Annotated in this window: 12 protein-coding genes; 4 read left to right on the top strand and 8 right to left on the bottom strand. The window is 72.8% G+C overall.

Annotated features, from left to right (window positions below):
- Positions 1–20: 20 nt before the first annotated feature.
- The 4 genes from WBK31_RS19995 to WBK31_RS19980 form a co-directional block, all read right to left on the bottom strand.
- Positions 21–683 (bottom strand): TrkA family potassium uptake protein, encoded by a 663-nt coding sequence (locus tag WBK31_RS19995; RefSeq protein ID WP_364053704.1) that lies wholly within the window; start codon positions 681–683, stop codon positions 21–23.
- The gene (locus tag WBK31_RS19990) at positions 676–2,028 is read right to left on the bottom strand and encodes a TrkH family potassium uptake protein (protein ID WP_378788109.1); all 1,353 of its coding nucleotides are present in this window, start codon (positions 2,026–2,028) and stop codon (positions 676–678) included. Before WBK31_RS19990 ends, WBK31_RS19995 begins: the two co-directional genes overlap by 8 nt.
- Positions 2,029–2,181: 153 nt before the next feature.
- Positions 2,182–4,323, bottom strand: a complete 2,142-nt coding sequence (locus WBK31_RS19985) for an ATP-dependent RecD-like DNA helicase (RefSeq protein WP_364053698.1) — start codon at positions 4,321–4,323, stop codon at positions 2,182–2,184.
- Between the two features lie 214 nt (positions 4,324–4,537).
- Positions 4,538–5,779, bottom strand: a complete 1,242-nt coding sequence (locus WBK31_RS19980) for an acetate/propionate family kinase (protein ID WP_406675395.1) — start codon at positions 5,777–5,779, stop codon at positions 4,538–4,540.
- A gap of 114 nt (positions 5,780–5,893) precedes the next feature.
- Here WBK31_RS19980 and WBK31_RS19975 point away from each other — a divergent pair, with 114 nt between their 5' ends.
- From WBK31_RS19975 to WBK31_RS19960, 4 genes are read left to right on the top strand one after another with little or no spacing between them, the layout of a single operon-like run.
- The gene (locus tag WBK31_RS19975) at positions 5,894–6,382 is read left to right on the top strand and encodes a 2Fe-2S iron-sulfur cluster-binding protein (protein WP_364053692.1); all 489 of its coding nucleotides are present in this window, start codon (positions 5,894–5,896) and stop codon (positions 6,380–6,382) included.
- Complete coding sequence (locus tag WBK31_RS19970; protein WP_364053689.1) at positions 6,379–7,347, top strand: xanthine dehydrogenase family protein subunit M; 969 nt, start codon at positions 6,379–6,381, stop codon at positions 7,345–7,347. The genes WBK31_RS19975 and WBK31_RS19970 overlap by 4 nt, the downstream gene beginning before the upstream one ends.
- The gene (locus tag WBK31_RS19965; protein WP_406675394.1) at positions 7,344–9,377 is read left to right on the top strand and encodes a xanthine dehydrogenase family protein molybdopterin-binding subunit; all 2,034 of its coding nucleotides are present in this window, start codon (positions 7,344–7,346) and stop codon (positions 9,375–9,377) included. Before WBK31_RS19970 ends, WBK31_RS19965 begins: the two co-directional genes overlap by 4 nt.
- A 37-nt stretch (positions 9,378–9,414) precedes the next feature.
- Positions 9,415–9,777, top strand: a complete 363-nt coding sequence (locus tag WBK31_RS19960; RefSeq protein WP_406675393.1) for a DUF6328 family protein — start codon at positions 9,415–9,417, stop codon at positions 9,775–9,777.
- Here the strand turns inward: WBK31_RS19960 and WBK31_RS19955 are convergent.
- The 4 genes from WBK31_RS19955 to WBK31_RS19940 are packed head-to-tail and all read right to left on the bottom strand — an operon-like array spanning position 9,686 to position 12,386.
- The gene (locus WBK31_RS19955) at positions 9,686–10,003 is read right to left on the bottom strand and encodes a monovalent cation/H(+) antiporter subunit G (protein WP_364053683.1); all 318 of its coding nucleotides are present in this window, start codon (positions 10,001–10,003) and stop codon (positions 9,686–9,688) included. The two genes, WBK31_RS19960 and WBK31_RS19955, sit on opposite strands and share 92 nt — an antisense overlap.
- A complete protein-coding gene (locus WBK31_RS19950; protein ID WP_364053680.1) occupies positions 9,990–10,271 on the bottom strand; it encodes a monovalent cation/H+ antiporter complex subunit F in 282 nt (93 codons plus the stop codon). The genes WBK31_RS19955 and WBK31_RS19950 overlap by 14 nt, the downstream gene beginning before the upstream one ends.
- Positions 10,268–10,801, bottom strand: coding sequence for a Na+/H+ antiporter subunit E (locus WBK31_RS19945; protein ID WP_364053677.1), 534 nt, complete (start codon positions 10,799–10,801; stop codon positions 10,268–10,270). Before WBK31_RS19945 ends, WBK31_RS19950 begins: the two co-directional genes overlap by 4 nt.
- 22 nt (positions 10,802–10,823) lie before the next feature.
- On the bottom strand, positions 10,824–12,386 hold the full coding sequence (locus WBK31_RS19940) for a Na+/H+ antiporter subunit D (protein ID WP_364053674.1): 1,563 nt from the start codon (positions 12,384–12,386) through the stop codon (positions 10,824–10,826).
- Between the last annotated feature and the right edge of the window lie 5 nt (positions 12,387–12,391).

The following is a 12,391-nucleotide window of genomic DNA, read 5'->3' as shown; positions in this document are numbered from 1 at the left end:
GTGTCAGGCAGGCTCCGGAGTCAGGGCAGTTCGGCGAAGCGCTCCACCTGTTCCGTCCGCCCCGAGACGAGCACGATGTCGCCGTACGACAGCTCCGTATCGGCCGTCGCGTACGTGAACTCCTCGCCCGGCGGCTTGACCGCCACGATCGTCACGCCGTATTTGCGGCGCAGGTTGGACTGGCCGAGCGGGATGCCGACGTACTCCTTGGGCGGGCTGGTCTTGGCCAGCGCGAAGTTCTCGTCGACCTGCATGTAGTCGAGCATGCGGCCGCTCACCAGGTGCGCGACGCGCTCGCCCATGTCGTGCTCGGGGAAGACGACGTGGTGGGCGCCGATGCGGCTCAGGATACGGCCGTGCTGGGTGCTGATGGCCTTGGCCCAGATGTCGTTGATCTCCAGCTCGACCAGGAGCGACGTGGTGAGGATGCTGGCCTCGATGTCGCTGCCGACCGCCACCACGGCCTGGTAGAAGTCGGGCACGCCGAGCTGGCGCAGCGCCTCCATGTCGGTGGCGTCGGCGGTCGCGATCTGGGTGATGCGACCGGCCAGGCTCTGGGTGATCTTGGGACGGTTGTCGATGGCCAGGACCTCGGTGCCGCGCCGGGTGAGCTCCAGCGCCAGCGACGTGCCGAACCTGCCCAGGCCGATGACGACGACCGGGTCGCCTCTGTACTCAGCCAACGATCACTCGCTCCTCGGGTAGTTCGTAATGCCGGGCGCGCTTGTTGAGGGCCAGCGCGGAGCCCAGTGTGAGCGGGCCGATGCGGCCCACGAACATGAGCATGACGAGCAACACCTGCCCGGCCGTGCCGACATCAGCCGTGATGCCGGTGGACAGCCCGGCCGTGCTGAACGCCGACACCACCTCCAGCATGACCTGGTCGAGGCTGTACGGGGAAAGGGCGAGCAGCACGTACGTGGCCGCGCCCACCAGCGCCACCCCCAGCGCCGTGACGGTGACGGCCTGCCGCTGGGTGGTGTCGGGCAGACGGCGGTGGCCGACGTTCACCCGGCTCTCGCCGCGCAGCTCCGCCCAGACGACGAAGGCGAGCAGGCCGACCGTGGTCACCTTGATCCCGCCCGCGGTGCCGCTGCTGCCGCCGCCGATGAACATGAGCAGGTCGGTCAGCAGCCAGCTCGACGGGTACATGGCCGAGACGTCGAGGGTGTTGAATCCGGCCGAGCGCGGCATGACGGCGGTGAAGAACGCGGCCAGCAGCTTGTCGGGCTCGTCGAGCGCGCCGAGTGTGCGCGGGTTGCGCCACTCGGTCATGAGGAAGACGAGGGTGCCGAGCACCAGCAGGGTGACGGTGACGCCGAGCGTGATCCTGGTCAGCACGCTCCACCGGTGCGGGTGGCGCCAGGTGCGGGCCAGCTCGAACACCACCGGGAAGCCGAGCCCGCCGACGATGCAGGCGATGGCGATGGTCAGGCAGATCCACGGGTCGGTCACGAACCGCATGAGGTTGTCGGGCCACAGAACGAACCCGGCGTTGTTGAACGCCGACACCGCGTGGAAGCCGCCCAGGTAGAGCGCCCGGCCGAACGGCTCGCCGTACGCGATGAGAAAACGGCCGGTCAGGACGGCGGCGGCGACGGTCTCGCACAGCAGCGTGAACAGCACCACCTTGCGGACCACCCGGCGGATGTCGCTGGCGCTGAGCGCCTTGCTCTCGGCCTGCGCCACGATCTTGGCCCGCAGGCCTAACCGCCCCGAGACAAGCAGCGTGAACACCGTGGCGATCGTCATGATGCCGAGCCCGCCCACCTGGAACAGCCCCGCGATCACCAGTTCGCCGAACACCGACCAGTGGGAGGCGGTGTCGACCACCGTGAGCCCCGTCACGCAGACCGCGGAGGTGGCCGTGAACAGCGCCTCGACCAGCCCGGCGGGCTCGCCGGACGCGGTGGCGGCGGGCAGCGACAGCAGCGCCGCGCCGATCGCGATGGCGAGGCCGAACCCGAAGACCACGACCTGGGCCGGCTGCTCGAAGCGGGACGTCAGCCAGGCGAGCAGGCGATTCATGCACGCGCCCCGATGCGACGAGCACGGCTACGATCACGCATTCGTGAACGCCTCCCCCGACCGTCCGGCCGGCAGTCCATGCCGAACCAGACTTTCCGGCGTACCGCGCACTACCGTAACAGGCCCGCCGAGCGCCTTGGCCCGGGTGGCCGTTCAGCCGCCGAGCGCGAGCGCGAGACGCCTGGCCAGGCCCGTGTCGCGGCGCCGCCCGACGCGGTGGACGGCCAGCTCCAGCGCCTCGCGCTGCCCCACCAGCACCACCCACGCCCTGGCCCGGGTGACCAGCGTGTAGAGCAGCTTGCGGCGCAGCATGATGCCGCCGGACTCGGCCACGATCGGCGCGACCACGAACGGGTATTCGCTGCCCTGCGACCGGTGCACGCTGATGGCGTAGGCGTGGGTGAGGTCGTCGAGCTCGTCGAACCCGTACGTCACCCGCTCCCCGTCGTCGGTGCGGATCTCGACCGCGCGCTCCTCCCGCACCACGGCCGTCACCGTGCCGGTCTCGCCGTTGAAGACGCCCTTGTCGTAGTTGTTGCGGATCGGCATGACCCGGTCGCCCACCCGGAACACCGTGGAGCCCGACCAGTGCTCGGGCTTGTCGTCGGCGGCGGGATTGAGGCGGTCCTGGATGAGCCGGCCGAGCGCGGTGGCGCCCGTCTCGCCCTTGCGCATCGGGCACAGCACCTGCACCTGGCCGGGATCGACGCCCTGCTTGCGGGGGATCGCCACCATCGCGAGATGCGCCACCCGCTGCGCCACCTGCGCGGGATCGTCGAGCTCTTCGAACCAGAACCCGCCGCCGCCCGGCGTCGCGGGCAGCCGCCCCGCGCGGATGCGGTGGGCGGCCTCGATGATGCCGCTGCCGCCGGCCTGGCGGAAGACGTGGGTCAGCTCGACGCGGGGGATCGCCTCGACCCGCAGCAGGTCGGCCAGGACGTCGCCGGCGCCGATGCTGGGCAGCTGGCCGGCGTCGCCGACGAAGAGCAGGTGGCTGCCGGGCCGCACCGCGGCGGTGAGCCGGGTGGCGAGGTGGAGGTCGAGCATGGACGCCTCGTCGACCACGATCAGATCGGCCTGCGACGGCCGCTCGTCGAACAGCGTCTCGGGATCGGGGTCGGGCTGCTGGGCGAGCATGCGGTGGACGGTCATCGCGGGCATGCCGGTCAGCTCCGACAGCCGCTTGGCGGCCTTGCCGGTGGGCGCGGTGAGCGTGACCGTGCCGCCCGATGCCCGCACGATGGCGGCGATGGCCTTGACCGTGTGGCTCTTGCCGCATCCCGGGCCGCCGGTGATGATCGAGACCGTGCTGGTCAGCGCCATGGTGACGGCCGCGCGCTGGTCGTCGTGGAGCGTCGGGTCCTCGCGGAACGAGCGCAGCGGCAGCGTGGAGCGGGCCCGCATGAGCGCGGCGAGCCGCGCGGCCAGCGCCACCTCGCGGCTGTGGACGTGTTTGAGATAGGCGACGTGGACGTCGGGCCGGTCGGGCTGGTGCGGATGCGTCTCGACCACCAGCCGCCGCTCGGCCGCCAGCGCGTCGACCATCGGGCGTACGAGCTCCTGATCCTGCTCGATGAGCTGGGCCGTCTCCCTGACCAGGGCCGCCACCGGCACGAAGCAGTGGCCGTCGCGGTTGCCCGCCGCCTCCAGCCGGTCGAGCAGCGCCGCCTTGATCCGCTGCGGGCTGCGCTCGGGCACCCCTGAGCGCAGCGCGATGCGGTCGGCGATGCGGAACGCGATGCCCCTGACCCGGCCGATGAGCTGGTAGGGGTCGGTGGTCAGGACCTCTTCTGCGTCTTTGCCGAACGCCTGGTGGATCTTGGAGGCGAGCAGCGGGCTCACCCCGAGCCCCTGCAGGGTGACCATGAGCGCGGCGATGGCCTTCTGCTCCTGCCACGCCTGGACGATCTGCCCCTGCCGCTGCGGCCCGATGTTGACGACCTCGGTGAGCCGCTCGGGCTCGCCGTCGATGACCTTGAGCGTGGCCTCGCCGAAGTGGTCGACGATCGCGTACGCGAGCTTCGGCCCGATGCCCCTGATCAGCCCCGACCCCAGGTAGGCGCGGATGGCGCGGACCGACGACGGCGTCACCCGCTCGCACCCGCTGACCGCGAAGCGCCGCCCGTAACGGGCGTGCCTGCCCCACTCGCCGAACAGCCGCAGCGTCTCGCCCGGCTGCACCCCGGCGAGCGCCCGGCCGGTGGCGATGAAGTCGGGCTCGCCGTCGGCGCTCATGCGCGCGACGGTGTACTCGTCATCGCGGACGTAGACGAGCTGCTCGACGGAGGCTTCCACACAGCAGATCCAACCAAACGTCACCGACAACCGCGCGGCACGGCCCGCGGCCGGGACAGGGGAGGGGAGATGGGGCATCGCACGGGACGGCGGACCGCACGGCCGGGGCATGGGAGGGGGAGGCGGGGCATCGCGCGGCATGGCCCGCACGGCCGGATGGGCAGGGGAAGCGGAGGCGGGGCATCGCACGGGACGGCGGACCGCGCCGGGCGCTTCACAGGGCGGGGTCCGCCTCGGGGCCGTCGAGCAGCAGCAGGCACTCGCGGGCGAGCTGCAGCTCCTCGCGCACCTGTACGACCAGGACGGGGATCGCCGCCGCGTACGCGCTGACCGGCCCGTCCTCGGACCGCTCCCGCAGCTCAGGCGCCTCGATGCCGAGCGGCCCGAGCCGGCGGCAGACCGCCTCGCGCACCTCCGGCTGGTCCCAGCCGATCTCCCCGGTGAAGACGAGCGCGTCGATGCGCGGCAGCGAGGTCGCCGCGGCGGCGACCTCCTCGGCCACCCGGCGGGCGAACACCCGCAGCGCCAGCCCGGCCGCCGCGTCGCCGTCCCGCTCGGCCGCCACCAGCGCGCGCGTGTCGCCGGACCGGCCGCCCGACAGGCCGAGCAGCCCCGAGCGGCGCTGCAGGCCCTCGCGCAGCTCGGCGATCGACAGGTGGCCCTGCTCCAGCAGCCACACCAGCATGCCGGGGTCCACGCTGCCGGACCGCCTGCTCATCGGCAGGCCGTCGAGCGGCGTGAACCCCATCGAGGTGAACACGCTGCGCCCGCCGGACAGCGCGCACACCGACGCGCCGCCGCCCAGGTGCGCGAGCACCAGCTCAAGCTCGGCCACCGGCCGTCCGAGCAGCTCGGCCACCCGGTCGGCGGCCCAGGCGTAGGACAGGCCGTGGAAGCCGTAGCGGCGCAGGCCGTGGCGCTCGCGCCACTCGGGCGGCAGCGCGTACACGGCGGCCTCGTCGGGCAGGCCGGCGTGGAAGGCGGTGTCGGGGCAGAGCACGTGCGGCACGGCGGGAAGCTGCTCGCGGGCGGCGTCCAGCAGGTCCAGCGCGGGCGGCAGGTGCAGCGGGGCGAGGCCGGTCAGGGCGCGCAGCGCGGCCACGGTCTCGTCGTCGGCGACGGCGGGTGCGCGCAGCACGTCGCCGCCGTGCACCAGCCGGTGCGCCACGGCCCTGATGTCGCGGTCGAAGTGCCCGCCCAGGAACTCCGACAGGGCCTCCCACGCGGACGCGGCCCCCGCCGCTCCGTCCGCGCCGCCGCCCGGCCCGCCTTGCCCGCCCGGCCCGCCTGACCCGTCCTGCCCGCCCGGCCCGCCCGAGGGTGCGGCGAGGTCGGCGTGGGCGCTGTCGATCACGCAGCCGCCCTGGACGAGATCGAGCCGCAGGCTCGACGAGCCCGCGTTCACGGTGAGTATCGCCGCCTGCCGGTCCGCCTGCTCGTCCAAGGCCAGCCCCATGCCCGCCCGGCTACCCGCCACCACCCCGGCAAAACCGGACGTACAGGGATGTAAGACGACCGCCTTTACCGCTCTCAGGGGTTGTCGCTCACGGCGCTCGGGTAGTCGTGCGAAATGAACATCACCCTGCAGGTCAACGGCGTACCGCGCACGGTGGACGCAGACCCGCGAACGTCGCTGCTCGACCTGCTCCGCGAACGCCTCGGTCTCATCGGCGCGAAGAAGGGCTGCGACCACGGCCAGTGCGGCGCCTGCACGGTGCTGATCGACGGGCGGCGGGCCAACGCCTGCCTGGCGCTCGCGGTGGCGGTGGACGGCAGGGAGATCACCACCGTCGAGGGCCTGGCGAGCGGCGGCGAGCTGCACCCGCTGCAGGCGGCGTTCATCGAGCACGACGCGTTCCAGTGCGGCTACTGCACCCCGGGGCAGCTCTGCTCGGCGGCAGGGATGCTGGGCGAGCCTGGCCCGAGCGCCGTCACCGCCGACCTCGCCACCGACCCCGCGCTGACGCCCGAGGAGATCAGGGAGCGGATGAGCGGCAACCTGTGCCGGTGCGGCGCGTACGTCAACATCGTCAGCGCCATCCGCGAGGTGACGTCGTGAAGCCCTTCGAGTACGCCCGCGCCGCCACCCCGGCGGAGGCCGTGCGCGACTTCACCCCCGGCACCATGTACCTGGGCGGCGGCACGAACCTGGTCGACCTCATGCGGCTGGGCGTGGCCGAGCCCGAGCGCCTGGTGGACGTCAGCCGGCTGCCGCTGGACGAGATCGAGCAGGCGGGCGACCGCGTCCGCGTCGGCGCCACCGTGCGCAACACCGACCTGGCCGTGCACCCGCTGATCCGCACCCGCTACCCCATGCTGGCCAGGGCGCTGCTGTCGGGCGCGTCCGGGCAGGTGCGCAACATCGCCACCGTGGCGGGCAACCTGCTGCAGCGCACCCGCTGCCCGTACTTCCAGGACGTCTCCAGGCCCTGCAACAAGCGCAGGCCGGGCTCCGGCTGCCCGGCCATCGCCGGCGACCACTCCGGCCTGGCCGTGCTCGGCGCGTCGGATGCGTGCGTGGCCACCCACCCCTCCGACATGGCGGTCGCGCTGGCCGCGCTGGAGGCCGAGGTGCACGTCACCGGGCCCGCGGGCGACCGCATCGTGCCCATTCCCGGGCTGCACCGGCTGCCCGGCGACCGGCCCGAGCGGGACACCGTGCTGGAGCCCGGCGACCTCATCACCGCCGTCGAGCTGCCCCCGCCGCCCCCGGGGGCCCAGATGTACCGCAAGGTGCGCGAGCGGTCGTCGTTCGCGTTCGCGCTGGTGTCCATCGCCGCCGCGCTCGACGTGCGCGACGGCCGGGTGGCCGGCTGCCGCATCGCGCTCGGCGGCGTGGCCCACGTGCCCTGGCGGGCCGGACGGGCCGAGCAGGCGCTGACCGGCGGCCCGGCGACGGGGGAGGCGTTCCTCCAGGCCGCCGAGGCCGAGCTGGAGCAGGCAAGGCCGCTGCCGCGCAACGCGTACAAGGTGCCGCTGGCCCGCAACCTCATCGTCGCCACACTGGAGGAGCTCGCGCCGTGAACCGCATCGAGGGCCGCGTCAAGGTCACGGGACTGGCCACGTACGCGGCGGAGTACCCGGTCGAGGGCGTCACCTACGCCTACCCCGTGCAGTCACGCATCGCCAGGGGCCGCGTCAAGCGGGTGGACGCCGGGCCCGCCCTGGAGCTGCCCGGCGTGCTCGCCGTGCTGTCGTGCGAGGACCCGCCGCCGTTGCCCGAGGACGCCGACCCCGAGCTCGCCCTGTTCCAGAGCCGCGAGGTCGCCTACCGCGGCCAGATCGTCGCCGCCGTCGTCGCCGACACCTACGAGCGCGCTCGCGCCGCCGCCGGCGCCGTCCGCGTGGACTACGACCCCGGCGACCACGACGTCACCCTGCGCATGGACCATCCCGGCCTGTACCGGCCCGGGGTGGTCAACCCCGGCTACCCGACCGACACCGAGAAGGGCGACGTCGAAGCCGGGCTGGCCGCCGCCGCGACCACCGTGGACGTCGTCTACGAGACGCCCGTCCTGCACAACAACCCGATGGAGCCGCACGCGGCGCTGGCCTATTGGGACGCCGATGGCCGCCTCATGGTGTACGACACCGCGCAGGGCATCTCCACCAGCCGGAACATGATCGCCCGCACCCTGGGCCTGCCGCGCGAGCAGGTCAGGGTGGTGTCCAGGCACGTCGGCGGCGGGTTCGGCTCGAAGGGCACCACCAGGCCGCAGGCGATCCTGGCCGCACTGGCCGCCAGGGCGGTGGGCCGCCCGGTGAAGATCGCGCTGACCCGGCAGCAGATGTTCGACGTCACCGGCTACCGCACGCCCACCATCCAGCGGCTGCGGCTCGGCGCGGACGCCGGCGGCAGGCTCACGGCCATGGAGCACGTGGCGTACGTGCAGACATCGACGCTGGTCGAGTTCGCCGAGCAGACTGCCGTGCCCGCCAGGGTCATGTACGCCGCGCCCGCGCTGCGCACCGCACACCGGGTGGTCAGGCTGGACGTCGCCACCCCCTCGTGGATGCGCGCGCCCGGCGAGTGCCCCGGCATGTACGCGCTGGAGTCCGCCATGGACGAGCTTGCCTACGCCGCCGGCCTGGACCCCGTCGAGCTGCGCATCCGCAACGAGCCGGAGACCGAGCCGGACAGCGGGCTGCCGTTCAGCTCCCGGCACCTCGTGGGCTGCCTGCGCGAGGGCGCCCGCCGCTTCGGCTGGGAGCACCGCGATCCGGCGCCCGGCATCAGGCGCGAAGGGGAGTGGCTGATCGGCACCGGCGTGGCCGCCTCCACCTACCCGGCGCGGCGGTCGCCGTCGAAGGCGCTGGCCAAGGTGCTCGACGACGGCGACATCCTCGTCCAGGTGGGCGCCGCCGACATCGGCACCGGCGCGCGTACCGCGCTGACCAGGATCGCCGCCACCGCGCTGAACGTCGCCCCCGAACGGGTGCACGTCGAGCTGGGCGACAGCGACCTGCCGGACGGCCCGGTCGCGGGCGGCTCCATGGGCACCGCCTCGTGGGGCTCGGCCGTCGTACGCGCCTGCGAGGAACTGGTCAAGGACGGCAAGGAGGGCCGCGCCGACACCACCGACGAGGTGAAGAAGGAGGCCGAGCTGGCCAGGCACGCCTTCGGCGCTCAGTTCGCCGACGTGCGGGTGAGCGCCGTGACCGGCGAGGTACGGGTCTCGCGGCTGCTCGGCGTCTTCGCCTGCGGGCACATCGTGGACGCCAAGCTGGCCAGGTCGCAGTTCATCGGCGGCATGACGATGGGGCTCGGCATGGCGCTGATGGAGGAGACGCTGACCGACGAGGAGTTCGGCGGGTTCCTGAACCGCGACCTCGCGCAGTACCACATCCCGGTCTGCGCCGACGTCCGCGACGTGGAGGCGTACTGGCTGGACGAGCAGGACGACGCGCTCAACCCGATGGGCAGCAAGGGCATCGGCGAGATCGGCATCGTCGGCACCGCGGCCGCCATCGGCAACGCCGTCTTCCACGCCACCGGCCACCGCGTGCGCGACCTGCCGATCACGCCCGCGAAGGTGCTGCGGAACACGCTTTAACGGCTCTTGGTCCATCGCGCCGCCCGCGCAGCACCGCGTGCTGTTCCGTCAGGGCCGCAAGGAGACGCTGGTACGCCGCTCCGACCTGTACGGCATCCTCGGCGCGCTCGCGCTGGCGGTGTCGATGACCACGGCCACCATGTTCGTCATCGACTACCTGTTCGACGCGACGGTGGCGTGGCTCACCGCGGGCCTGCTCGCGCTGCTCGCGCTGTGGACCTGGTTCGGGCAGCCCGCGCTGGACCGCTCCGGCGCGCTGGAGCACGGCGGCGCCGGAGAGGAGCGGCGGAGGGCGGCTCGCCGCACGCTCAGTCCTCCGACGGCAGCCCGGTGTCGTCGCGGGAGGACTGACGGGCGTTCGCCGCCCGCGCCACCACGTACGCCGCGACCGACACGGTGATCACCTGGGAGAGCGCCACGAGCAGCAGCGGCCCCACGTACGCCAGGGACGGCCGGTGCAGCCACAGCGCCAGCAGCACCAGCAGCACGCCGAGCACCTGCGGTTTCGTGCCGGCGTGCATGCGATCCAGCGTGGTGCGGAAACGCACCAGCCCGATGCCGGCCGACAGCGCGAGCAGCGCGCCCAGCAGCAGGCAGCCGGCCGCGATCGTGTCAAGAACGCTCATCGCCCCTCCGCTCCTCCTTGCCGGAGAAGAAGCGGGCCAGCGACACCGACCCGACGAACCCCAGCAGCGACAGCACCATCAGGATCGGCAGGTCCGAGTAGTCGTCCCTGGCCACCGCGTATGCACCGGCCCCGCACATCGACAGCGACGTGAACACGTCCAGGGCCATCGCCCGGTCCAGCATCGACGGCCCGCGCCCCACCCGGTACAGCGCCGCGGCCGCGCCGCAGCCGAGCAGGGCCAGTGTCACCAGGTACACCGTGTTCACACCAGCTCCTCCTTGTCCCTCGAAGTGCCGAAGGCGGTGACGATGCGCTCCTCCAGACCGGCTACGTCCCGGCGTACGGGCTCGGCGACGTCTCCCGGGCGGCCCAGCACGTGCAGCAGCAGCTCGCCGGGATAGCGCTCCACGACCAGGCTGCCCGGCACCGTCGAGATCGCCACCATGACCAGCACCGTGATCGGCTCGGACGTCGTGCGCAGCGGCACCCGGACGAACTGGGCCGGCGGATCCCCGGGACGCAGCACGTAGAACACCACCCGCCCCGTCGAGATCACCAGGTCGAACGCGAAGTACGCGAGGAACCGCACCAGCGGGAGCGGGTGCAGCCGGATGCCCCGGTCGATGGGCGGCATGGGCAGCAGCCACGTCACCACCAGCCCGGTCACCAGCCCGCCCAGCACGGTGCCCACGCTCACCTCGCCCCACAGCGCCGTCCACACCAGCGTCAGCCAGGCCGCCAGCGGCAGCGGCACCCGCCGGCCGAGCAGCCGCGGCCGCAGCGCCTCCCGTCTCATCGCCACCTCCCCTGGACGCCTCTCATCGGGGACGCTCCAGCACCGCCGACACGTACGGCTCCCGCGCCAGCAGCTCGTCCGCCGCCCGCTCGGCCAGCGACGTCAGCGGCCCCGCCAGCACCGTGAACGACAGCCCCAGCACGACCAGCGCGGCCACCGACAGCGGCAGCGCCGCAGGCAGCGAGGTCGTGGTCACGGTCGGGTCCTCGCCGGTCTGCTCCTCGCTCTCCAGCACCCGGCCCACCGCCTCGGCGCGCGGCGTACGCCAGAACGCCTTGCCCCAGGTCTTCGCCACCGCGTACAGGGTGAGCAGGCTCGTCGCAAGACCGGCCGCCACGAACGTCACCGGCAGCCAGCCGCCCGCTGCCAGTCCGGCCTGCACCAGCATCAGCTTGCCCAGGAACCCCGACAGCGGCGGGATGCCCGACAGGTTCATGGCCGGCACGAAGAACAGCACCGCGATCAGCGGCGTCGCCCGCATGAGCCCGCCGAGCCTGGTCACCGACGTCGTGCCGGTGCGCCGCTCCACCAGGCCCGCCACCAGGAACAGGCTCGTCTGCACGGTGATGTGGTGCACCACGTAGAACACCGCGCCCGCCAGGCCCGCCACCGTCGACAGCGCCACCCCGAACACCATGTAGCCGATGTGGCTCACCAGCGTGAAGGAGAGCATCCGCTTCATGTCGGTCTGCGCCACAGCGCCCAGCACCCCGGCCACCATCGTCGCCAGCGCCACCCACATCAGCAGCGTCGAGACCGGCCCCACCGGGAACAGCAGCGCCTCCAGCCGGATGATCGAGTACACGCCGACCTTCGTCAGCAGCCCCGCGAACACGGCCGTGGCGGGGGCGGGCGCGGTCGGGTAGGAGTCGGGCAGCCACGCCGACATCGGGAAGATCGCCGCCTTGATCGCGAAGGCCAGCAGCAGCGTCAGCTCCACCAGCAGCTGCACCTGCTCGGGCAGCGCGGCGAAGCGCTCGGCGAGCTGCGCGAGCGACAGCGTGCCCGTGGCGCCGTAGGTGACGGCCAGCGCGATCAGGAACAGCATCGACGAGGCCAGCGCCATCAGCGTGTACGTCGCGCCCGCCCTGATCCTGAACTCGGTGCCGCCGAAGGTCAGCAGCACGTACGAGCCGCTCAGCAGCAGCTCGAAGGCCACGAACAGGTTGAACAGGTCGCCGCTGAGAAACGCGTCGGCCACCCCCGCCACCATCACCAGGAACGCCGGATGGAAGATCGCCATCGGCGCGTCGTGCTCCTGGTCGTCGTAGGCGTTGGCGACCGAGTACACCATCACGCAGAGCGTCACCGCCGACGACACCACCAGCACCAGCGTGGACAGGCGGTCGGCGACCAGCGTGATGCCGATCGGCGCCGGCCAGCCGCCCAGCTCCGTCACCAGCGGGCCGTGCGTGTCGGCCGCGACCATCAGCACCACCGACACGCACAGCGACACGCCCAAAGTGATCACGCTGATCAGCGACTGCAGCCGGCGCAGCCGCCCGCCGATCGCCAGCTTCACCCCGGCGGCCAGCAGCGGCAGCAGCACGGGCACGCAGACGAGACCGTCCAGCCCGCCGATCACCGCTC

The sequence above is a fragment of the Nonomuraea sp. N2-4H genome, from assembly GCF_045291505.1.
Lineage (GTDB): Bacteria > Actinomycetota > Actinomycetes > Streptosporangiales > Streptosporangiaceae > Nonomuraea > Nonomuraea fastidiosa.
Note: the sequence above shows the minus strand (reverse complement) of the source record. Positions and strands in the feature narration are given on the sequence as shown.